Below are 22,100 nucleotides of genomic sequence, written 5' to 3' on the forward strand. Positions count from 1 at the left end.
CCCGGGGCGCTGCCGCGTGCCATAGTTTAGCCGCGTTCAAGGATTCGCTATCGGCGGGGCATTGCCCGGCTGCCCGGGCGCGCCGGCTTTGGCTTTTCCGGCCAGAGGCAGTAACCTGATAGCTCCGCTTCACTTTTTGGGGTGCCCGTTGCCGGCGCCCTCCTTCTGAGGAGGTCCGCGTGATCCGAGCTTCTTGCCTGTGCCTGCCGCTGGTGTGCCTGCTGGCCGCCTGCGAAACGCCGCCGCAGATGGCACCGCGCCCGGTGCCCCCGGCCACCACCCGCATCACCGTCGATCCACAAGCCGCATCCAGGGCCGCGTCCACGGCCTGCGAGCCGGCCGTGGCGGAAGCCCTCAAGCGCCGCTACCCGCAGCCTGGCAGCGTGATGCTGATGGCCGACCGCGAGCAGTACTACCTGCGCCCCAATGCGCAAACCTCGGTCAATGGCGAAGGCGTGTTCGAGCCTGACGACAGTTCGTCGGCGATCGGCTTCCACTATGCCTGCCTGTACAACGCGCGGACGGGCAAGGTCGATGATGTGCAGATGCGCTATTGATCCTGCCGATCTGCCGCATTGCATGGCCTGCGTAGAAAATTCCAGGTCTCATTCAATAATTGTTGCGCGAAACGAATGTAATCGCGCGTCCCCATTTCCTTGACCAACCGGTCGACCGGCCTTTAGCATAGCCACGCGTATTTGCGAAGTTCGCATATAGAACTGTAGTTCTAATAGCGTAACTTTGGCCGAAACTGGAGACAAGGAAGCTATGAGCAAGATTGCCGGGTTCTTCACCGAACTCATGCGCCGGTACCTGCCGGATCCCTTCGTATTTGCCATCGGCCTGACCTTGCTGACGATGGCGCTGGCGGTGACGGTGCAAGGGCAGGCAGCGCCGGCCGTGATCGCCGGCTGGGGCAAGGGGTTCTGGAACCTGCTGGCATTTACCACGCAGATGGCGGTGATCCTGGCGATGGGCTACGTGCTGGCCACCGCGCCGTTCACTGACCGCATGCTCGACCGCATCGTCAGCGCCGTGCACTCGCCGCGCACCGCGGTGATCGTCGCCACGCTGGTGGGCGGCATCGGCAGCTACCTGAACTGGGGCTTCGGGCTGGTGATCGGCGGCATCATCGCCAGGAAGCTGGCGCTGAAGGTCCGTGGCGTGCATTACCCGCTCATCATCGCCGCCGCGTACAGCGGCTTCACCCTGTACGGGCTGGGCCTGTCGGCCAGCATCCCGGTGCTGATCTCCACCCCGGGCCACCCGATGGAAAAGCTGATGGGCGTGATCCCGCTGTCTGAAACCATCTTCTCCACGCCGATGCTGCTGACCAGCCTGGCGGTGATCGTCACGCTGCCGCTGCTCAATGCCTGGCTGCATCCGCGCAACCCGGCCGATGTGGTGGAGATCCGCCGCGACCAGGAACCCGCCAAGGCCGAGGCCGGCTCGGCCCACAGCATGGGCGGCGAGAACACCCTGGCCGCGCGCCTGAACAACAGCCGTATCCTGAGCCTGGCCATCGGCCTGTGCGGCATGGCCTACGCGGTCATCTACTTCACGCAGGGCGGCTCGCTCGACCTGAACCTGATCAACTTCCTGATCCTGTTCGCGGGCGTGCTGCTGCTGGGCACGCCGGTCAACTACGTGGCCAAGCTGAACGAAGGCATCAAGACCATTTCCGGCATCATCCTGCAGTATCCGTTCTATGCAGGCATCATGGCGATCATGGCCGGCTCGGGGCTGGTGGATACCATCTCGCGCGTGTTCGTGGAGATCGCCACACCGCAGACGCTGCCGTTCTGGGGGCTGCTCAGCTCGTTCGTGATCAACTTCTTCGCGCCGTCGGGCGGCGGCCACTGGATGATCCAGGGCCCGTTCATGGTCGATGCGGCCAAGGCCATCAACAGCTCGGTCAGCCAGACCTCGATGTCGGTGATGCTCGGCAATGCCTGGAACGACCTGGTGCAGCCGTTCTGGATATTGCCGGCGCTGGCGCTGTCCAGGCTGAACCTGAAGGACGTGATGGGCTACACCGTGATCATGATGTTCTGGGTGGGCCTGATCTACATTGCCGCGCTGCTGCTGTGGGGCGCGCAGATTGCCTGACATTGACCCGCGGCCAGCGCGCCGCTGACAGGAGGACTGCCATGCCGTACCTGATCGAAACCGTCGACAAGCCCAATCTCCAGCACGTGCGCCAGGCCACCCGCGCCAGCCACCTGGATTACCTGGAAGCCAACAAGGCGCTGCTGCTGGCTTGCGGCGCCAAGCTCAACGACGATGGCTCGGATGCCGGCGGCGGCATCTATATCGTCGATGTCGACACCCGCGACGCGGCACAGCAATTCATCGACGCCGATCCGTTCACCGAGGCGGGTTTGTTTGCCGAGGTGCGCATCGTGCGCTGGCGCAAGGCCTATCTCGACGGCGTGCGCCATCTTTGACGAGGCAGCCCGCGCTGCCTCCATCCCACCGTACCCCCAGACAAGGAGACCCCATGTTGTTCATGGCCGAAATGACCGTCAAGATTCCCGCATCGCTCGATCCACAACTGGTGGAGCAGCTCAAGGCCGACGAGAAGGCCATGTCGCAGCGCCTGCAGCGCGAAGGCAAGTGGCGCCACCTGTGGCGCGTGGTGGGCCAGTACGCCAACGTCAGCATCTTCGATGTCGGCGACAACGACGAACTGCACACGCTGCTGACCACGCTGCCGCTGTACCCGTACATGGAGATCAAGGTCACGCCGCTGGCGCAACACGGTTCGGCCATCGCGCCGAACTGAGCGCCCGCCACCCAGCCCCCTGATCCTGAGCCAAACGCCATGCCATACGCCGACCTCGCCAACGTCCGACTGCATTACCGCCTCGATGGCGCCGAGCACTTGCCGGTGCTGGTGCTGTCCAATTCGCTGGGCACCAGCTTCAGCATGTGGGAGCCGCAGGTGGCGGCCTTCAGCCAGCACTTCCGCGTGCTGCGCTATGACACGCGCGGCCATGGCGAGTCGTCGGTGCCGGCGGGTCCGTACAGCATCGCGCAGCTCGGCGGCGACGTGATCGCGCTGCTCGATCACCTTGGCATCGGCCAGGCCAGTTTCTGCGGTTTGTCGATGGGTGGCATCACTGGCATGTGGCTGGCCCTGAACCATGGCCCGCGCCTGCGCAAGCTGGTGTTGTGCAATACCGCCGCCTATATCGGCCCGCCGGAGAACTGGACCAACCGCGCCGCTGCGGTCGGGCGCGACGGCGTGGCATCGATCGCGGCCGCGGTGGTCGACAAATGGCTCACCCCGCCGTACGCGGCCGCGCATCCGGGGCTGGTGGCATCGCTGCGCGCCATGCTCGGGGCCACCCCGGCCGCGGGCTATGCGGCCAACTGCCTGGCCGTGCGCGATGCCGACCTGCGCGCGCAAATCGAAAGGATCGCCACGCCGACGCTGGTCGTCGCGGGTTCAGGCGACCTGCCCACGCCGCCGCGCGATGGCGTGTTCCTGGCGCAGACGATCCCGGGCGCCCACTATGTCGAGCTGGAGGCCGCACATATCTCCAACCTGGAGCAGGCCGAGGCGTTCAGCAAGGTGGTGCTGGATTTCCTGACGCGCTGAGGCTTTGAGGCGGAAAGGCCCACCCATGCGTGCGGCTTTCATCACCCCTGATAGTGCTTTATGATTCACCCCTGACCGATGCCGCCGGCGTTCGGTGCGCTTGCCCTCGCTTCCCGGCTTCAGAGGAATTGACAGGTCACCGGCGCGCGGGACAAGATGCGCACGGAATAGATGCGCCTTCGGGAAGACATGCCGGCAGTCATAGCCGCAACACCCGAAAAGCCGCAAAAACATTGGGAAAACGGGGTCATGAAGCCATCCTTGCGTCAACTGGCGAGCGCGGTCACGCTCGCCGTCATGCTGTCCGGCTGTGCGTCCGCGCCGGATCACGGAACCAGCCCGGCAGTCGCCGAGCAACCGCCGTCCGACCAGGCCATGAAGGCCTTGTCCGCCGAGGTCTTCACCTTCGCCTATCCGATGGTGCTGATGGACGTGACGCGCGAGCTGATGACGCTGCGCACGCCGGTCAATACCTTCCACCACAAGCGCACCTTCCCGGACGCCAGCTTCACCGACGTGGTCAGCCCCAACGCCGACACGCTGTATTCGTCGGCCTGGCTCGACCTGTCCAGGGAGCCGGTCATCCTGTCGGTGCCCGATACGCACGGGCGCTACTACCTGATGCCGCTGATGGATGCGTGGACCAATGTGTTCGCGTCGCCGGGCAAGCGCACCACCGGCACCCGCCGCGGCAACTTCGCCATCACCGGGCCTGACTGGCGCGGCACGCTGCCCAAGGGCATGCAGGAGATCCGCTCGCCCACGTCGATGGTCTGGCTGATCGGCCGTACGCAGGCCAATGGCAAGCAGGACTTCCCGGCGGTGCACCGGCTGCAGGACCAGTACCGGCTGACGCCGCTGTCGGCCTGGGGTGGCGGGCGGCGCGTGGCGGAGAAGGCCGCGCCGCGGCCCACGGCCATCGACCCTGAAAGCTCGCCCGTGGAGCAGGTGGCGGCAATGGATGCACAGGCTTTCTTCACGCGCTTTGCCGCCTTGCTGCCGGCCAATCCGCCGGCGCCCGCCGATGCCGCCATGGTCGACAAGCTCCGCCGCATGGGCATCACCCCGGGGGTGCCGTTCAAGACCACGGTGATGGAGCCCTCCACCGCGCGCGCGGTGCAGGAGGGAGCCACCGCTGCGCTGGCGGCGATCGTGCAGGGTGCGCGCAAGGGCAATGCCGATGCCGGCAACGGCTGGGTCATGCATCGCGACCTGGGCACCTATGGCACCAGCTACGGCCGCCGCGCGGTGACCGCGTGGGTGGGCCTGGGTGCCAACCTGCCCGAAGACGCGATCTATGCCTCCACCCGCACGGATGCCAACGGCAAGCCGCTGCAGGGCGGGGCGCGCTATGTGCTGCATTTCGACAAGGACCAGTTGCCGCCGGCGCGCGCGTTCTGGTCGCTGACGCTGTACAACGACCGGCAGGCGTTCATTCCCAACCCGATCCAGCGCTACGCCGTGGGCAGCCGCGACCGCCTGCGCTACAACCGCGACGGCTCGCTCGATATCTATATCCAGCACGAGCGCCCGGCCGGCGCCAAGGCAGCGAACTGGCTGCCGGCGCCGCCCGATGGCCTGAACATGATGCTGCGCGCGTACTGGCCGGAGCAGGTGCTGCTGGACGGCACCTGGATGCCGCCGGCGGTGATGCAGGTGGACTGACGAGGCCGCGAGCAAGGACAAAGGCCGCATGCCTGCCAGGGCATGCGGCCTTTGTCATTTCTTGCCAGCGCAATTGCCGCTGCGCCGTCTCAGTGCGCGTGCGTGGCGCAAGCCGTGCAGGCGCCGCTGGCGTGGGGCACTGCCGCACCGGTGGCGCCTGCAGGCTTGCTGACGCGCTTCCATGTCGTTGCGCCTCGCGCCGACAGCCGTGCGCGCAGCGCGCGGGCCGCGCTGACCATATTGGCCAGCGCTGCTTCGGTCTCCTCCCAGCCGCGCGTCTTCAGGCCGCAGTCCGGGTTGACCCACAGCCGCTGCGGCGGCACCACCTCGCAGGCGCGGTCGAGCAGCCGCTCCATGGCCTGCACCGACGGCACGCGCGGCGAGTGGATGTCGTAGACGCCCGGCCCGATCTCGTTCGGGTAGTCGAAGTCGCCGAAGCCTTCCAGCAGTTCCATTGCCGAGCGCGAGGTCTCGATGGTGATCACGTCCGCGTCCATGGCCGCGATGGCGGGCAGGATATCGTTGAACTCGGCATAGCACATATGCGTGTGGATCTGGGTCTGGTCCTGCACGCCGCTGGCCGACAGGCGGAAGGCGGTGACGGCCCAGTCCAGGTAGGCATCCCAGTCGGCACGGCGCAGCGGCAGGCCTTCGCGCAGCGCGGGTTCGTCGATCTGGATCACGCGGATGCCGGCCTGCTCCAGGTCGCACACTTCGTCGCGGATGGCCAGGGCCAGCTGGCGCGCGGTGGTGGCACGTGGCTGGTCGTCGCGCACGAAGGACCACTGCAGCATGGTGATGGGGCCGGTGAGCATGCCCTTCATCGGCCGCTCGGTCAGCGATTGCGCATAGCGGGCGGTATCGACCGTCATCGGCTCGGGCCGGTACACGTCGCCGTAGATCACCGGCGGCTTGACGCAGCGCGAGCCATAGCTCTGCACCCAGCCGTTCTCGGTAAAGCCGTAGCCGCACAGTTGCTCGCCGAAGTACTCGACCATGTCGTTGCGCTCGGCTTCGCCGTGCACCAGCACGTCCAGGCCCAGTGCTTCCTGCTTGCGCACGGCCACGGCGATCTCGGCACGGATGCGCTCCAGGTATTCGAGCGCGCCGATCTCGCCGCGCTTGAACGCGGCGCGGGTCTGGCGGATGGCGGCGGTCTGCGGGAACGAGCCGATCGTGGTGGTCGGCAACAGCGGCAGCTGCAGCGCCTGGCGCTGGCGCTCGATGCGCTCGGCAAAGGGGCTGGCGCGGTCGGCCATGCCGGCGCTCACGGCTGCCAGCCGCTGCTGCACCCGCGGGTTGACCACCCGGCGCGAGGCGCGGCGCGAGGCCTGCGCGGCGTCGGATGCTGCCAGCGCTTCGGCGACCACGGCGTCGCCTTGATTCAACGCGCGGGCCAGCACGGACAGCTCGTCGAGCTTTTCGGTGGCGAAGGCGAGCCACGACTTCAGCTCGGCATCGAGGCGCACTTCATGCGCGAGCGACACCGGCACATGCAGCAGCGAGCACGACGGTGCCAGCCACAGGCGCTCGCCCAGCGCGGCCTGCACCGGGCGCAGCGTGTCCAGCACGCGGCGCAGGTCGGTGCGCCAGATATTGCGGCCGTCGATCACGCCCAGCGACAGCACGGCGTGCGCGGGCAGCGCGGCCTGCCATGCGGCCAGTTGTTCCGGCGCCCGCACCAGGTCGATATGGAAGCCATCGACCGGCAGGGCGGCGGCGCGCTGCGCATGGTCGGCGGCGGTGTCGAAATAGGTGGCCAGCAGCAGCTTGGGGCCGGCTTCGCGCAAGGCAGCGTAGGCGGTGTCGAATGCGTCGAGCCAGGCCGGCTCCAGGTCCAGGCACAAGGCCGGCTCGTCGATCTGCACCCATTCGATGCCGCGCGCCTTGAGCTGGCCGAGGATGCGGCGATAGCCCTGCAGCAGTTGCGGCAGCAGGGTCAGGCGGTCGAAGCCCGCCACATGGCTCTTGGACAGCCACAGGTAGGTGACCGGCCCGATCAGCACCGGGCGGGCGCGCAGGCCAAGCGCCAGCGCCTCATCGGCTTCCTCGAAGAACCAGGCCGGGCCGCCGTCGAAAGTGGTCTCGGCGTCCAGCTCGGGGACCAGGTAGTGGTAGTTGGTGTCGAACCACTTGGTCATTTCCATGGCCGGCTGCTCGCGGTTGCCGCGTGCCAGCTCGAAGTACTGCGTCAGCGTGAGCCGGGCCGGATCGAAGCCGAAGCGGCGCGGCAGCGCGCCCAGCAGCGCGGTCAGGCTCAGCATCTGGTCGTAGTAGGCGAAGTCGCCGGTGGCGACCGTGTCCAGGCCGCGGTCGGCCTGCAGCTGCCAGTGGCGGCGGCGCAGTTGCGCGGCCACGTCGCGCAGCTCGGCTTCGGTGCGATCGCCGCGCCAGAACGCTTCTTGCGCAAATTTCAGTTCGCGGCGTTCGCCGATGCGGGGAAAGCCGAGGATATGGGTGCGTGCCATGGAGGTTGCTCCGGAAGATGTCTGGCGCACAGTGTCGGTTTGCCCGTAAAATGAATCAAGCGACAAGTTTTAAACAACATATGAATGAGTTTCATATCAAGATAGGCGGGCAACAGGTTGGGGGCGCCGCATGATCGAAGTCCGCCATTTGCGCTCGCTGGTGGCGATTGCCGAGTCCGGCAAGCTGGCCACCGCGGCCGAGCGCGTGCATGTCAGCCAGTCAGCGCTGTCGCACCAGATCAAGGCGATCGAATCGCACTACGGCCTGCCGCTGTTCGACCGCACGCGCCAGGGGCTGCGCTTCACGCCGGCGGGCGAACGCCTGCTGGCGCTGGCGCGCGAGGTGCTGGCCGCGGTCAGCGCGGCCGACCGCGATATCGAACGGCTCAAGGGCGACACCCGCGGCGAGCTGCGCGTGGTGCTGGAATGCCATACCTGCTTTGACTGGCTGATGCCGGTGATGGATGAGTTCCGCCGCCGCTGGCCGGAGGTGGAGGTGGACCTGGTGGCGGGCTTCCACGCCGACCCGATCGCGCTGCTCAGCGACGGCCGCGCCGACATGGTGATCGGCTCGCAGCCGGCGGCCCGACGCGGGCTGGAGGTGGCGCCGCTGTTCCGCTTCGAGATCCTGGCGGTGATCGCCAATGAACACCGGCTGCGCAACAAGCGCCGCATCGAAGCCGGGGACCTGGCCGGCGAAACGCTGATTACTTATCCGGTGCCAGAGCAGCGCATCGACCTGATCCGCGAGGTGCTGGAGCCCGCGGGCATCCACCTGGAACGGCGCACGGCGGAACTGACGGTAGCGGTGCTGCAGCTGGTAGCCAGCCGCCGCGGCGTGGCGGCGCTGCCCAACTGGGGGGTGAAGAACTACGTCGACCACGACTACGTGCTGGCCAAGCGCATCGGTGCCAGAGGCTTGTGGAGCGAGCTCTATGCCACGGTGCCGGCGGCGATGGCGCGCAGGCCCTACGTGGCGGACTTTGTCTCGATCGTGCGCGATACGTGCGCGGCGCAGCTCGATGGGATCGAGTTGCTGCCGCAGGCTGCTTAGGCGCGGTTCACGCGGACAGGGCCAGGGCCGGCTCACTGTCAGTGCGGCGCATGGCGGCGCGCGGCGCCGGCTCGGCCACGGCGTCGCTGTCCGGGTCATCCACGTCGGCAAACAGCAGTTCCACGTCGAAACCATTGTCGAGGCGGCGCAGGAACAGCCACAGCAGGCCGGCATCCTCCGCCGTCAGGGTGGCATGCAGCACGGCCTGCCGGGCGGCGTCGAAGCTGAGTTGCGCCGGCGCCAGGCCGGTACGGCGCGCATTGGCCAGCACCCATTCCATGGTGCCGAACGGGTCGGTGGTTTCGAGTCGCAGCGAGAGGCGCAGGGTGGGGAGGGTGGCGGCTGGCATGTGTCGTTTCCGGCAGGTCGTTCGATAAAGTAAATTTACCAGCCGCTGCGCAAAATTGGCTTCTATATTTTCTCCACTATGGCTTGTATTGGAGAATAACTATCCTTTTGTGGCAGAATTTACGGACGATTCTTTTTTGTGAGCTATTGTGATGGCACAGCCGCCCAAACTCGACGACACCGACCGGCGCATCCTGCGTGAACTGCGGCGCGATGGCCGCTTGTCCAATGCGAAGCTGGCCGAGCAAGTCGGCTTGTCGGCCACGCCCTGCTGGAACCGCGTGCGCGCGCTGGAAGAAAGCGGGGTGATCGAAGGCTACGCCGCGCTGCTGAACCAGAAAGCGCTGGGCTTGCCCGATACCGTGCTGATCGAGGTTACGCTCGAGCGGCACGACGACGACATGCTGTACCGCTTCGGCAAGGCGCTGGCGGAACTGCCTGAAGTGATGGAGGCGCACTTGCTGACCGGCGAATATGACTACCTGATCAAGGTCGCGGTGGCGGGGACCCTGGGCTATGAGGAGTTCCTGCGGCACAAGCTATACAAGCTGCCTGGCCTGCGCCACAGCCGCTCGACCTTTGTGCTGCGCACGCTCAAGCGCGAGCCTTCGGTCGAGCCCTGAGCAGCTTGTCAGGCCGTCCTGAGCACCTCGGCGGTGGTATTGCGCAGCGCGCGCATAGCCTCGTTGCATTGCTGCGGCGTGGTCGGATGTACCAGTAGCGCCCAGCGGCCATGCTGCACGGCCTCACGCACCGGCGTTATCACCAGTTGATGGTCCGGTCGTGCGGTCACCAGCCCCGCCAGCAGCATGCCGAACACCATGCCCAGGAAGAGGGCCGCCCCGACTGCGAATCCCGGGCTGTCCATGACGGCCTCGACTCCCTGCCGGTGCAGGATGCCGACAATGGCCAGCCCGATCACCGCGCCCAGCGTACCCATCATCAGATGCGAGCGCACCGCGGTGCGCGCGATGGCGTCGTTCTCGGGCTCCAGCTTGCGGCCGAAGTGCGCTTCGTATGGATGCACCAGCCGCACCTGCCCGCGCCGGAGATGGGCCTCATGGCAGACCCGTTCGGCGGCGTCGTTGGCTGCCGACCTGGTGTCGAACAGTGCTGCGATCTTGGTACTGGCTTGCTCAGCGTTCAAGGGATTACCGGTCATGGCCTGCTCCTGCTGGGGCCGAGGGCCGCCGTCAGGTGATGCGCGCTGCGCTTTTTGTCGCCTGGAACGGCTCCGGCGATGTGCTGTAAACCGAGTCTACCGACCCGCTTGAAGCGGCTGCATAAGGGGATTGCGCGTACTGCTGTAGGACTTCGCCGACGGCCGTCCCGCCCCGCCACGGCGGGGAATCCGAGCGCGAAGGTGCAATTCCGCTCATAATGTCGGCGGTGCCGGGCCGCGCCCCCGCCTTTTGACCAAGAATTCCGGTATGAATGACACAGAAATTGAGCTGATCGACTCGGCGCGCCTGCCGACGCGATTCGGCGACTTTACGGCGCACGCCTTCAAGGGCGCCGATTCAGGCATTGAACACCTGGCGCTCAGCGTGGGCGATGTGACGGGCGATGGCGTCCTGATCCGCATGCATTCCGAATGCCTGACCGGCGACGTCTTCGGTTCCTGCCGGTGCGACTGCGGTCCGCAGCTCGAGCTCGCCATGGAAAAGATTGCCGCCGAAGGCCGCGGCATCCTGCTGTACCTGCGCGGGCATGAAGGCCGCGGCATTGGCCTGGCCGAGAAGATCCGCGCCTATCGCCTGCAAGACGGCGGGCTCGACACGGTCGACGCCAACCTGGCCCTGGGCCAGGCGATCGACGCACGCAACTACGCCTTCGCCGCCGACCTGCTGCACCAGTGGGGCGTCAAGTCCGTGCGCCTGATGAGCAACAATCCGCTCAAGGCCGCAGCGCTCGAGAAGGCCGGCATCACGGTCACCGAGCAGTTGCGCCACATCGTGCCGTCCAACGCCGAGAACGAGAAGTACCTGGCTACCAAGCGCACGCGCATGGGGCACCTGCTCGACTGATCGCGCTTGAGCGCTGCAGGCGGCCGCCGCGCTGCCTGGACCGGCCCGCTGCCAGGAATCCTGGGGCGGGCCTTTTCTTATGCCCGGCGATCGCGCGAAGAACCGTACTTACCCTTGGTTAGTTGCTCGTGGAAACTATTGCTCATAGAATCTATTGGCCGCCTGATCACCCGTTCCCATGTCCAACACTGCCAGCACCACCGATTCCATCCTGGAATTCATGTCGTTTCGCCTGAACCGCCTTTGCGAAATGACCAAGAGTTCCGCCTCCGGCTTTTACGAGCGCGAGTTCGGCATCGGCCTGCGGGAGTTGCGTGTGCTGCGTTTTGCCGGGCTGGAGCCGGGCCTGACGCTGACGCGCCTGATCGAACTGGTGTTGCTGGAGAAAACGGTGACTTCCAAGCTGGTCACCGCGCTGGCAAAGCGGGGCCTGCTGCGCCGTGAAGTCGGCGAGGCCGACGCCAGGCAGTTGAACCTTTACCTGACCGCGGCGGGCGAAGCACTGGTCGCACGGACGTACCAGCGCGGCGACATGCTGGAGAAGATGTTCCTTTCCGTGCTGACGGAAGCGGAGGTGCAGACGCTGGACCGCTGCATCGACAAGCTGACCGCGGCCTTGATCGAGCACCAGCAGGGCGCGGATGCGCAGGCGGGCTAGCCCCGCGGGCGGCAATCCCTCAAACAAGACAAGGCAAGGAGACAGCATGTCATTGAAGACCTATCCGGAATCCTCGCGCCCCTGGCGCCGCCTGGCATGCATGGCGCTGTGCGCGGCCAGTCTGCCGGCCTGGAGCCAGAGCACCGGCAGCACCGCCGGGAGTGCGGCCGCCCCGGCAGCCGCGGCGCCGACCCTGGTCGCCGCGCTGGACAGCGACCCGAACCGCCTGGGCTGGATGCAGGGCTTCCCGCCGCCGCCGGACAAGCTGATCACGCATACGCCGGGCGCCGACAGGTTTCCGCGCAATCGCTGGCTGTTCTCGCATGTCCGGGAACTGGTGCCGACCGCGTCCGTCTGGCGCGGCGCCGGCCCGGCCAGCGCGCTGCCGCGTGCGGAACGGGATATCAGCTCGGTGCAGTTCACCGATGCGGACGGCAGCCGCCGCACCTTCGACGAGATGCTGGCGCTGACCTACACCGACGGCATCCTGGTGATGCACAAGGGCAAGGTCATCTATGAGCGCTATTTCGGCGCGCTTGACGGGCATACGCCCCATATCGCCATGTCGGTCACAAAGTCATTCGTCGGCACGCTGGCCGCGATGCTCGCGGCCGACGGCAAGCTCGACCCGGCGGCACCGGTGACGCGCTACCTGCCCGAACTGGCTGGCACGGCCTATGGCGACGCCACGGTGCGGCAGGTCATGGACATGACCATCGGCGTGCGCTACTCCGAGGACTATGCCAATCCCAAGGCAGAGGTGTGGGACTACGCGCGTGCGGGCGGCATGCTGGCCCGCCCGGCGGGCTACAGCGGCCCGGGGACGTTCTACGACTTCCTGAAGACCCTGCAGAAGGAAGGCGACCACAATGCGGTGTTTGCCTACAAGACGGTCAATGCCGAGGTGCTGGCGTGGATCGTGCGCAGGGCCTCGGGCCAGTCGCTGGCCAGGCTGCTCTCGGAGCGGATCTGGCAACCGATGGGCGCGGAGCAGGATGCGTACTTCACCGTGGACAGCATCGGCACGGAGTCGGGCGGCGGCGGGCTGAACACCACGCTGCGCGACCTCGCGCGCTTTGGCGAGACCATCCGCGGCAACGGGCGTTTCAACGGCAAGCAGATCATTCCGGCCTCGGTCGTGGCGGATATCCGCAGCGGCGGCGACCGGGACCAGTTTGCCAGGTCGGCCAGCGCGCCGGTGCTGCCGGGCTGGAGCTATCGCGACATGTGGTGGGTCTCGCACGACAGCCACGGCATGTTCCAGGCCGCCGGCATCCATGGCCAGCGCATCTATATCGACCCTAAGGCCGAGCTGACCATCGTGCGATACGCGTCGCACCCCGTGGCCGGCAACGCGGCCAACAATCCGATCACGTTCCGTGCTTTCCGGGCGCTGGCGGAAACGCTGATGCGATAGGGGGATGGCCCCGGGGCGGCGTGGGCAGCGTCGCCCCGGCAATACCGGTTTCTACTTTTCAGCGGCCGGCTGACCGGCCGCCGCGGCATTGCGCGGCGCCACTTCCGCCGTGATGCGCTCGCCGTGGTCGCGCTGCGCGACCTTCAGGTCATAGTCCAGCTGCAGGTTCAGCCACGACTGCGCATCGCCGCCAAAATAGCGCGCCAGGCGCAGGGCGGTGTCCGGCGTGATGCCACGTTGCTCGCGGACGATGTCGTTGATGCGCGCCGCGGTCACGCGCAGCGCGAGGGCCAGGGCGTTGGCGCTCATGTTGAGCGGTACCAGGAAATCCTCACGCAGGATTTCGCCCGGGTGGATGGGACGCATGCCGTCCTTGAAGCGAACCATGTCTGTCTTCCTCAGTGATAGTCGATGATCTCAACGGCCGCGGGGCCGTCGTGGGTCCAGATGAAGCAGATTCGCCACTGTTCGTTGATGCGGATGCTGTAGCGGCCTTTGCGGTCGCCCGTCAGCAACTGCAGGCGATTGCCCGGCGGGGAGCGCAGGAACTCCAGCGTCGACGCTCTCTGCAGCAGCCGCAGCTTGCGTTCGGCCACGGCGCGGATATTGCCGAAGCGTGGTACACAGCGGCCCGCGAACAGTTCAGCCGTGTCCGAACATCTGAATGACTGGATCATATCGTATATCGGTAATCGATAAATAGCAATGCAGCGAAAGTCAGGCATTGGCCTGGCGCGAACGTCCATGAAAACCGCTCGCCTCTCGCGCCGCACCGTCACTTGTCTGATTCCGGGCGAGGTGATCGATACCAATTCTTTTCCAACCTGATAGACTGTATGGATGTACAGTGGTCGGGCAGCTTCCCGTCACCTCCTTAACGTCCTGATTCGAAAAGAGAAATCGTGTCGAGCAAGCAGCTAATCCGCATTCGCGGCGCCCGCCAGCACAACCTCAAGAATGTCGATCTCGACCTGCGCCCCGGCGAGATGACCGTGGTGACCGGGCCGTCCGGCTCGGGCAAGTCCAGCCTGGTGTTCGACACGCTCTATGCCGAAGGCCAGCGCCGCTACGTCGAGACCTTCAGCGCCTACGCCCGCCAGTTCCTTGACCGGATGGACCGGCCCCAGGTGGAGCGCGTGGACGGGGTGCCGCCTGCCATCGCCATCGACCAGACCAACCCGGTGCGCAGCTCGCGTTCGACGGTGGGCACGATGACGGAGCTGAACGACCACCTGAAACTGCTCTACGCGCGCGCGGCGGAGCTGTTCGACAAGCAGACCGCGCTGCCGGTGCGCCATGACTCGCCCGAAACCATCTACGCCGAGCTGCTGGCGCGCACGGCCGAGGGCCAGCCGCATCACGATGCGCGGCTCGTGGTGACCTTTCCGGTCGAGCTGCCCGAGTCCGCCACGGATGAGGAGGTCCAGCAGTGGCTGTCCGTCAGCGGCTATACGCGCGTGCAGGCGCAGCGCGTGGTGCAGTCGCCCACCGGCGCACGCAAGCTGCTCGATGTGGTGGCGGACCGCTTCCGCATCGGCAATGCCGAGAAGGTGCGCGTGGTGGAGGCGATCGAAGCTTCGCTCAAGCGCGGCGGCGGCCGCGTCAACATCTATGTGCTGGCTGACGGCGACGAGGGCCCCGTATGGCGCTTTTCCACCGGCCTGCACAGCCCGGACAGCGACCTGCGCTATGCGGACCCGCAGCCGGCGCTGTTCTCGTTCAACTCCGCCTACGGCGCCTGCGAGACCTGCCGCGGCTTCGGCCGCGTGATCGGTGTCGATCTTGGCCTGGTGATCCCCGACGCGCGCAAGACGCTGCGCGGGGGCGCGATCAAGCCGATGCAGACCCCGGCCTGGAAGGAGTGCCAGGACGACCTGATGCGCTACGCCGGCAAGGCCGGCATTCCGCGCGACACCCCCTGGGCGGAGATGACCGAGGCCGAGCGCCACTGGGTCATCCATGGCTCGCCGGACTGGACCGGCCAGTGGAACAAGCACTGGTACGGCGTGATGCGGTTCTTCAACTACCTGGAGTCGAAGGCCTACAAGATGCACATCCGCGTGCTGCTGTCGAAGTACCGCAGCTACACGCCGTGCGAAACCTGCGGCGGCGCACGCCTGAAGACCGAGTCGCTGCTGTGGCGCCTGGGCTCGAAGGACAATGCCGACGCCGTGCTGGCGCCACCGCGCCGCTTCCTGCCGCGCGGGGTGGACTGGGACCGCATCCGGCTGGAGGCGCTGCCCGGCCTGACCGTGCATGACCTGATGCTGCTGCCGATCGAGCGCATCCGCCGTTTCTTCGACGAGCTGACCCTGCCCAGCGCGATGCTGGACGATGCCCTCAAGCTGCTGCTGGCCGAGGTGCGCACGCGCCTGAAATACCTGTGCGACGTGGGTTTGGGCTACCTGACGCTGGACCGCCAGAGCCGCACGCTGTCCGGCGGCGAGGTGCAGCGCATCAACCTGACCACGGCGCTGGGCACCTCGCTGGTCAACACCTTGTTCGTGCTGGACGAGCCCAGCATCGGCCTGCACCCGCGCGACCTGAACCGCATTGTCGAGGCCATGCACCGGCTGCGCGATGCGGGCAACACGCTGGTGGTGGTGGAGCATGATCCGTCCGTGATGCTGGCTGCCGACCGCCTGATCGACATGGGCCCAGGCCCCGGCGAGCGTGGCGGCAATATCATCTTCGACGGCACGCCGGCCGAAATCCGCAATGCCGGCACGCTGACCGGCGAATACCTGGGCGGGCGCCGCCGCGTGGCCGATGCCTCGCACTGGCAGCGCCGGCCGGTGGATGCCACGCTGCCGCGCATCGTGCTGGCAGGCGCCACCGAGCACAATCTGCAGGACGTCACGGTAGAGATCCCGCTGCAGCGGCTGGTGTGCGTGACCGGCGTGTCGGGTTCGGGCAAGTCCACGCTGCTGCAGGACGTGCTGCATCCGGCCATGGCGCGGCACTTCGGCAAGGCCACCGAGTCGCCGGGCGCGTTCCGCAAGCTGACCGGCGCGGACCTGGTCGACGATGTGGTCTTTGTCGACCAGTCGCCGATCGGCAAGACCGCGCGTTCCAACCCGGCCAGCTACGTGGGCGCGTTCGACGAGATCCGCAAGCTCTTCGCCAAGGCGCCGATGGCGCTGCAGCGCAGCTACACCGCGGGCACCTTCAGCTTCAACTCGGGCGACGGGCGTTGCCCGACCTGCGGCGGCTCGGGCTTCGAGCATGTCGAGATGCAGTTCCTGAGCGATGTCTACCTGCGCTGCCCGGACTGCGACGGCACCCGCTATCGCCCCGAAGTGCTGGAAGTGAAGATCGAGCGTGCCGCGCCCGGCCAGCCGCCGCGCTTGCTGAGCATTGCCGACGTGCTGGAGCTGACCGTCAGCGAAGCGGCCGCCTGCTTTGCCGCCGATCCCGCGGTGCTGCGCGTGCTGCAGCCCATCGTCGATGTCGGCCTGGAATACATGAAGCTGGGCCAGCCGGTGCCGACGCTGTCGGGCGGCGAGGCGCAGCGCCTGAAGCTGGCCGGCTTCCTTGCCGAAGCGGCGCAGGCCACGCCGTCGCGGACCCGGCCCAGCGCCATCCCGCGCCGGCTGTTCATGTTCGACGAGCCGACCACGGGCCTGCACTTCGACGATATCGCCAAGCTGATGCGCGCCTTCGGCAAGCTGCTGGACGGTGGCCATTCGCTGATCGTGATCGAGCACAACCTGGACGTGATCCGCGCCGCGGACTGGCTGGTCGACCTTGGCCCCGAGGGCGGCGATGCCGGCGGGCGCGTGGTCTGCACCGGCACCCCGGAAGACGTGAAGCGCTGCGCCGAATCGCATACCGGCCAGGCGCTGATCCACTATGACGCGGCGCTCGGCGAAGCCGGCACGCTTGCCGCCGAGCGCGCCGAGATCGAAGGCGTGCCGCTGCAGGCCGCGCTGCAGGCACGGCGCGCGCGCCGCGAGGTCGAGGGCGAGGACGTGGTGCGCATCGTCAATGCGCATGAGCACAACCTGAAGGCGCTCAACGTCGATATTCCGCACGGCAAGTTCAACGTGGTCACCGGTGTGTCCGGATCGGGCAAGTCGACGCTGGCCTTCGACATCCTGTTCCACGAAGGCCAGCGCCGCTACCTGGAGTCGCTCAATGCCTATGCGCGTTCCATCGTGCAGCCGGCGGGCCGGCCCGAGGTGGATGCGGTCTACGGCATCCCACCCACGGTGGCGATCGAGCAACGCCTGTCGCGCGGCGGCCGCAAGAGCACGGTGGCGACCACCTCCGAGGTCTGGCACTTCCTGCGCCTGCTGTATGTCAAGCTGGGCATCCAGCATTGCGTGCATGACGGCGCGCCGGTGACCTCGCAGAGCCCGGAGTCGATTGCCGCCCAGCTGCTGCGCGACCATCGCGGCCAGCACGTGGGGCTGCTGGCGCCGCTGGTGGTCAACCGCAAGGGGGTCTATACCGACCTGGCCAAGTGGGCCAAGGCGCGCGGCAATACGCACCTGCGTGTCGATGGCGAATTCCTGCCGGTCGACCCGTGGCCGCGGCTGGACCGCTTCCGCGAGCACACCATCGAGCTGCCGGTAGGCGACCTGGTGGTGTCGGCCGAGAACGAGGCCGAGCTGCGCGCGCTGCTGGCGCAGACGCTTGAGGCCGGCAAGGGCGTGATGCACCTGCTGGCGCCGCTGGACGGCCTGCACCACGCCATGCACAACGGCGGCACCGCGCATGTGGGTGAGATCAAGGTGTTCTCGACCAAGCGCGCCTGCCCGGTGTGCGGCACCAGCTACCCTGAGCTGGATCCGCGCATGTTCTCGTACAACAGCAAGCACGGCTGGTGCACCACCTGCGTGGGCACCGGGCTGGCACTGACGCGCGAGCAGCGCGCGGCGTTCGACGATACCGTGCTGGTGGAAGACAACCGCGGCCGCGAGCAGAGCCTGCCGTCGGAAGAGCAGGAGCCCGAAGGCGTGGTCGACACGCCGTGCCCGGACTGCCACGGCACGCGCCTGAACCTGGTCGCGCGCGCGGTGACCTTCGACGAGAACGCCATCGTCGACGTGGCGCAGTGGACCGTGTCCGATACCCGCCGCTGGGTCGACGGCCTGCACCTCACGGGGCGCGATGCCGAGATCGCCCGCGATGTCATCAGCGAGATCGGCAGCCGCCTGCAGTTCCTGGAGGAAGTGGGGCTGGGCTACCTGAGCCTGGACCGTGCCGCGCCCAGCCTGTCTGGCGGCGAGGCCCAGCGCATCCGCCTGGCCGCGCAGCTGGGCAGCAACCTGCAGGGCGTCTGCTACGTGCTGGACGAGCCCACCATCGGCCTGCATCCGCGCGACAACCAGATCCTGCTGGACGCGCTGCGCAAGCTCGGCGACAAGGGCAATACGCTGGTGGTGGTCGAGCATGATGAAGATACCATCCGCCGTGCCGACCACATCATCGATATCGGCCCCGGTGCGGGCAAGCGCGGCGGCACGCTGGTGGCGCAGGGCGGCGTGGCCGACCTGTCGGCGGCGCCGGACTCCACCACCGGGCAGTTCCTGGCGCACCCGATCATCCATCCGCTGCAGGCCAGGCGCAAGGTGAAGCCCGGTGCCGCCGGCAAGCCCGCCGATCCGCCGGAATGGCTGACCGTGCACGGCGCGTCGCTGCATAACCTGCGCAAGGTGACGGCGCGCATTCCGCTGTCGCGGCTGGTGGCCATTACCGGCGTGTCCGGTTCGGGCAAGTCCACGCTGGCGCGCGATGTGCTGATGACCAACCTGCTCGACGCGGTGGGCCGCTCGGTGCTGTCGTCGCCGGCGACCCGGCGCGCGCGCAATGCTGCGAAGGATGAGGCCAAGGCAGCCAAGTCAAGTACCAGGAAGCCGCTCAAGGTCGAGCACAACTGGCATGGCTGCGACGCCGTCACCGGCTGGGAATCGATCGACCGCGTGCTGGAGGTGGACCAGACCCCGATCGGCAAGACGCCGCGCTCATGCCCGGCCACCTATATCGGCGTGTGGGACACCATTCGCAGGCTCTTTGCCGATACGCTGGAAGCGCGCGCGCGCGGCTACACGGCGTCGCGTTTCTCGTTCAATACCGGCGACGGGCGCTGCCCGGCATGCGAAGGGCAGGGCGTGCGCACCATCGGCATGAGCTTCCTGCCGGACGTGAAGGTGCCGTGCGATGTCTGCCACGGCCAGCGCTTCAACCCCGAGACCCTGGCGGTCACCTGGCGCGGCAAGAATATCGGCGACGTGCTGACGATGGAGATCGACGAGGCGGTGGAGTTCTTCTCGGCCATGTCGAACATCGCCCATCCGCTGCAACTGATGAAGGACGTGGGCCTGGGCTACCTGACGCTGGGCCAGCCGTCGCCAACACTGTCCGGCGGCGAGGCGCAGCGCATCAAGCTGGTGACTGAACTGAGCAAGGTGCGCGACGACATCACGCGCCGCGGCCAGAAGGCGCCGCATACGCTGTACGTGCTGGACGAGCCCACCGTGGGCCTGCACATGGCCGACGTGGCGCGCCTGATCCGCGTGCTGCACCGGCTCACGGACGGCGGGCACAGCGTGGTGGTGATCGAGCATGACCTCGACGTGATTGCCGAGGCCGACTGGATCATCGACCTTGGCCCCGAAGGCGGCGCGGGCGGCGGCGCCATCGTCGGCGCGGCCGATCCGGAGGCCTTGTCGCGCAACGCGGCCAGCCATACCGGCGCGGCACTGGTGCCGGTGCTGGCGCGGGGCAATGCCGAGGCCGGGAAAGTGGGCATCGCGTAAGGGTGAGTGGCGCATGAATCGGGGCGGCGAAGGGCGTACGGGCACGTCTTTCGCTTGACCATGGCTACTGGCGCGCACATCGCGTGCAAACGGAGGTAACCATGAAGCATATCCACCCCAGCCGACTTCTTGCAGCGGTGGCCCTGGCCGCTGCCGCAATCCCCGCCCTGGCGCAGGCGCCAGGCACGCCGCGCGGCACCTATGACCCGTATTCGCAAGGCGCGCGCAGCACTGACAAGTTCGACCCGTACAGCCAGGGTGCCAACGCACCCACCCGGACCGACCTGGCACCCGCGCCAGAGGCCCAGCCTTCGACCGTGCCGGCGCAGCCTGGCGTGCCTGGCACGACCATGCAGCGCACCCCGGATCCATACATGGAGGGCGCACGTTGGGAAACCCCCGACCTGGGCCGCCGCATCGGCAAGCCGAACGAGTTCCTGGATGGCGCCTGAGCCTAGCGGCCAGCGCTGCCGGCCATGCGAATGCAACCGGACTTACCGTCTCTTGTAAATCCTGCCCAGGCGCGTGACCCTGGCGACACGCCTGCGGTCGCCAGCGCACGGGCAGGGCTGCACTGCGCGGCGGACGCGGCCGGCATCGCCAGCATGACGGTGGTCAGTTACAACATCCACCGCGCCGTGGGCACGGACCGCCGCTATCGGCCTGACCGCATCGCAGCGGTGCTGGAGGAACTGGACGCCGATATCGTCGCGCTGCAGGAAGTGGAATCCGGCAGCAGCAACGACCATACCCTGGAATACCTGGCCGGCCATACCGGCATGCACGTGGTCTCTGGATTTACGCGCGTGCGCGGCAATGCCGACTATGGCAATGCGCTGCTGGCGCGCTTTGCGCCGCAGGCGGTGAACCAGATCGACCTGACGGTGAAGGGCTGCGAGCCGCGCGGTGCCATCGATGTCACGCTGGCGTGCACGGCGTCGGGCTGGGAGAGCGCGCTGCGCGTGATTGCCACCCACCTGGGCCTGCGCCCCGGTGAGCGCCGGCGCCAGGTGCAGCAGTTGCTCAACTACGTGGCCGCCGCGCCGCCGTTGCCGACCATCCTGCTCGGTGACGTCAATGAATGGTTCCTGTGGGGCCGGCCGTTGCGCTGGCTGCATGCGTATTTCGAGCATACGCCGCACACCGCCACCTTCCCGTCGCGCTGGCCGGTGTTTGCCCTCGATCGCATCTGGGTGTCGCCGCGCGCGCACCTGGTGTCGGTGGCCAGCCACCGTTCGCCGCTGGCGCGCGTGGCCTCCGACCACCTGCCGCTGCTGGCTCGCTTTGAGGTGCCCGCAGCGCCGCAGTATGACGGTGGAGACCTCAGTACGACATAGTGGTAGCTTTGATGAGCGTCCCGGCCGGATCAAGACGGGGGTTCCGGGCGCACCGGGGCCCCGTTCGTCTTGCCGCACGGATACGTCCTTGCCGGGCGCTAGCTAACGCGGTGCGCGGGGTGGGCGTTCCTCGCGCTCATCGGTGTGGTCGGCCTTGTCGACCGGCACTTCGGCCGGCAGGTCTTCGGCGGCATGCATCACTTCATCGGCGATCTCTTCCTCCGGGCTTTCCTCATCCTGCGCGGTGTGGGCCTCATTCTCGCGTTGCTCGATTTCTTCATCGATATCGTCGGTTTCCTGTTCGAGATCGGGGTCGAGCGTGCTCGGGATATGGCCCGCGTCGGCGCGCGCGGCACCGGACGCGGTGTTCTCGCGCGAACGGCGGCCGGCGGAAGCCTGCGCGCCTTCGCGCGGCGCCGGCGCGGTGCCGCCCACGCGGTCACCGTGGCGTGGGCCGATACGGTGGGTACGTACGGTCTTGCTCATCGTGCCTCCTGTTCGGTTGGCTCGGCGGATTCAGTGGTTCTCCACTGGCGCTTCGCTGTCATCGGGCCTGTCGCCGCGGCGCCTGACTGAAGGCGGCTCGGTGTTCTCGTCCGGGATGTCATGCTCGCGCTCGACATCGTGGCGGCGGTCGCGCCCGGGCTTGCCCCGTTCATGTTCGGTGTCGGGGCCGCCCTTGTGCGGGTCGGGACGCTCGCTGCGGCGTCGCGTGGTGTCATGGTCGGGCTGGCGATGGGTGCTCATGGCGTCTCCAC

The 22,100-nt window shown here is 67.3% G+C and carries 21 protein-coding genes; 14 read left to right on the forward strand and 7 right to left on the reverse strand.

Going from position 1 to position 22,100, the window contains the following annotated elements:
• Positions 1 to 179: 179 nt before the first annotated feature.
• From AC3WLE_RS00315 to AC3WLE_RS00340, 6 genes are all read left to right on the forward strand, one after another.
• Positions 180 to 557 carry a hypothetical protein gene (locus AC3WLE_RS00315; protein ID WP_035815245.1) on the forward strand — a complete coding sequence of 126 codons (378 nt, stop codon included), beginning with the start codon at positions 180 to 182 and terminating at the stop codon, positions 555 to 557.
• 211 nt (positions 558 to 768) lie between these two features.
• On the forward strand, positions 769 to 2,109 hold the full coding sequence (locus AC3WLE_RS00320; protein ID WP_492355718.1) for a short-chain fatty acid transporter: 1,341 nt from the start codon (positions 769 to 771) through the stop codon (positions 2,107 to 2,109).
• A gap of 41 nt (positions 2,110 to 2,150) precedes the next feature.
• Positions 2,151 to 2,447 (forward strand): YciI family protein, encoded by a 297-nt coding sequence (locus AC3WLE_RS00325; protein ID WP_492316874.1) that lies wholly within the window; start codon positions 2,151 to 2,153, stop codon positions 2,445 to 2,447.
• 53 nt (positions 2,448 to 2,500) lie between these two features.
• Positions 2,501 to 2,785, forward strand: coding sequence for a muconolactone Delta-isomerase (gene catC, locus AC3WLE_RS00330; RefSeq protein WP_013953231.1), 285 nt, complete (start codon positions 2,501 to 2,503; stop codon positions 2,783 to 2,785).
• A 39-nt stretch (positions 2,786 to 2,824) separates the two neighbouring features.
• Positions 2,825 to 3,604, forward strand: a complete 780-nt coding sequence (gene pcaD / locus AC3WLE_RS00335; protein WP_492355719.1) for a 3-oxoadipate enol-lactonase — start codon at positions 2,825 to 2,827, stop codon at positions 3,602 to 3,604.
• A gap of 249 nt (positions 3,605 to 3,853) precedes the next feature.
• Positions 3,854 to 5,269: a DUF1254 domain-containing protein gene (locus tag AC3WLE_RS00340; protein ID WP_492355720.1), complete on the forward strand. Its 1,416-nt coding sequence runs from the start codon at positions 3,854 to 3,856 to the stop codon at positions 5,267 to 5,269.
• Positions 5,270 to 5,358: 89 nt separating this feature from the next.
• On the opposite strand, the gene metE is transcribed toward AC3WLE_RS00340, so the two are convergent.
• On the reverse strand, positions 5,359 to 7,737 hold the full coding sequence (gene metE / locus AC3WLE_RS00345) for a 5-methyltetrahydropteroyltriglutamate--homocysteine S-methyltransferase (protein WP_492355721.1): 2,379 nt from the start codon (positions 7,735 to 7,737) through the stop codon (positions 5,359 to 5,361).
• Positions 7,738 to 7,867: 130 nt separating this feature from the next.
• Here metE and AC3WLE_RS00350 point away from each other — a divergent pair, with 130 nt between their 5' ends.
• A complete protein-coding gene (locus AC3WLE_RS00350) occupies positions 7,868 to 8,791 on the forward strand; it encodes a LysR family transcriptional regulator (RefSeq protein ID WP_010814566.1) in 924 nt (307 codons plus the stop codon).
• Between the two features lie 7 nt (positions 8,792 to 8,798).
• Here the strand turns inward: AC3WLE_RS00350 and AC3WLE_RS00355 are convergent, their stop codons facing one another.
• Positions 8,799 to 9,140 (reverse strand): AsnC family transcriptional regulator, encoded by a 342-nt coding sequence (locus AC3WLE_RS00355; protein WP_492351047.1) that lies wholly within the window; start codon positions 9,138 to 9,140, stop codon positions 8,799 to 8,801.
• A 151-nt stretch (positions 9,141 to 9,291) separates the two neighbouring features.
• Between AC3WLE_RS00355 and AC3WLE_RS00360 the strand changes: the two genes are divergently transcribed.
• The gene (locus tag AC3WLE_RS00360) at positions 9,292 to 9,762 is read left to right on the forward strand and encodes an Lrp/AsnC family transcriptional regulator (RefSeq protein WP_492355722.1); all 471 of its coding nucleotides are present in this window, start codon (positions 9,292 to 9,294) and stop codon (positions 9,760 to 9,762) included.
• An 8-nt stretch (positions 9,763 to 9,770) separates the two neighbouring features.
• Here the strand turns inward: AC3WLE_RS00360 and AC3WLE_RS00365 are convergent, their stop codons facing one another.
• Positions 9,771 to 10,301 (reverse strand): riboflavin biosynthesis protein RibA, encoded by a 531-nt coding sequence (locus tag AC3WLE_RS00365; RefSeq protein WP_492351049.1) that lies wholly within the window; start codon positions 10,299 to 10,301, stop codon positions 9,771 to 9,773.
• 268 nt (positions 10,302 to 10,569) lie between these two features.
• Between AC3WLE_RS00365 and ribA the strand changes: the two genes are divergently transcribed.
• The 3 genes from ribA to AC3WLE_RS00380 all read left to right on the forward strand — a co-directional run bounded on the left by ribA (position 10,570) and on the right by AC3WLE_RS00380 (position 13,241).
• The gene (ribA, locus tag AC3WLE_RS00370) at positions 10,570 to 11,166 is read left to right on the forward strand and encodes a GTP cyclohydrolase II (RefSeq protein ID WP_010814562.1); all 597 of its coding nucleotides are present in this window, start codon (positions 10,570 to 10,572) and stop codon (positions 11,164 to 11,166) included.
• Positions 11,167 to 11,344: 178 nt separating this feature from the next.
• Positions 11,345 to 11,824 carry a MarR family winged helix-turn-helix transcriptional regulator gene (locus tag AC3WLE_RS00375; protein WP_010814561.1) on the forward strand — a complete coding sequence of 160 codons (480 nt, stop codon included), beginning with the start codon at positions 11,345 to 11,347 and terminating at the stop codon, positions 11,822 to 11,824.
• 46 nt (positions 11,825 to 11,870) lie between these two features.
• Positions 11,871 to 13,241 (forward strand): serine hydrolase domain-containing protein, encoded by a 1,371-nt coding sequence (locus AC3WLE_RS00380; protein WP_492316881.1) that lies wholly within the window; start codon positions 11,871 to 11,873, stop codon positions 13,239 to 13,241.
• Positions 13,242 to 13,292: 51 nt separating this feature from the next.
• Here the strand turns inward: AC3WLE_RS00380 and AC3WLE_RS00385 are convergent, their stop codons facing one another.
• Both AC3WLE_RS00385 and AC3WLE_RS00390 read right to left on the reverse strand, forming a co-directional pair.
• A complete protein-coding gene (locus AC3WLE_RS00385) occupies positions 13,293 to 13,628 on the reverse strand; it encodes a HigA family addiction module antitoxin (protein ID WP_492316882.1) in 336 nt (111 codons plus the stop codon).
• Between the two features lie 11 nt (positions 13,629 to 13,639).
• Positions 13,640 to 13,918, reverse strand: a complete 279-nt coding sequence (locus AC3WLE_RS00390; protein WP_035815279.1) for a type II toxin-antitoxin system RelE/ParE family toxin — start codon at positions 13,916 to 13,918, stop codon at positions 13,640 to 13,642.
• A gap of 225 nt (positions 13,919 to 14,143) precedes the next feature.
• Here AC3WLE_RS00390 and uvrA point away from each other — a divergent pair, with 225 nt between their 5' ends.
• The 3 genes from uvrA (at position 14,144) to AC3WLE_RS00405 (ending at position 21,342) form a co-directional block, all read left to right on the forward strand.
• Positions 14,144 to 20,005: an excinuclease ABC subunit UvrA gene (uvrA, locus tag AC3WLE_RS00395; protein ID WP_492355723.1), complete on the forward strand. Its 5,862-nt coding sequence runs from the start codon at positions 14,144 to 14,146 to the stop codon at positions 20,003 to 20,005.
• 101 nt (positions 20,006 to 20,106) lie between these two features.
• Positions 20,107 to 20,457, forward strand: a complete 351-nt coding sequence (locus tag AC3WLE_RS00400) for an endonuclease (protein ID WP_492316884.1) — start codon at positions 20,107 to 20,109, stop codon at positions 20,455 to 20,457.
• A 24-nt stretch (positions 20,458 to 20,481) separates the two neighbouring features.
• Positions 20,482 to 21,342, forward strand: coding sequence for an endonuclease/exonuclease/phosphatase family protein (locus AC3WLE_RS00405; RefSeq protein WP_492316885.1), 861 nt, complete (start codon positions 20,482 to 20,484; stop codon positions 21,340 to 21,342).
• Between the two features lie 102 nt (positions 21,343 to 21,444).
• On the opposite strand, the gene AC3WLE_RS00410 is transcribed toward AC3WLE_RS00405, so the two are convergent.
• On the reverse strand, positions 21,445 to 21,828 hold the full coding sequence (locus AC3WLE_RS00410; protein WP_010814554.1) for a hypothetical protein: 384 nt from the start codon (positions 21,826 to 21,828) through the stop codon (positions 21,445 to 21,447).
• Between the two features lie 30 nt (positions 21,829 to 21,858).
• Entirely contained in the window at positions 21,859 to 22,089 is a 231-nt protein-coding gene (locus tag AC3WLE_RS00415) for a hypothetical protein (protein WP_010814553.1), read from the reverse strand.
• Positions 22,090 to 22,100: the final 11 nt, after the last annotated feature.

The sequence above is a fragment of the Cupriavidus sp. FW306-1B-F12B genome (assembly GCF_058781795.1).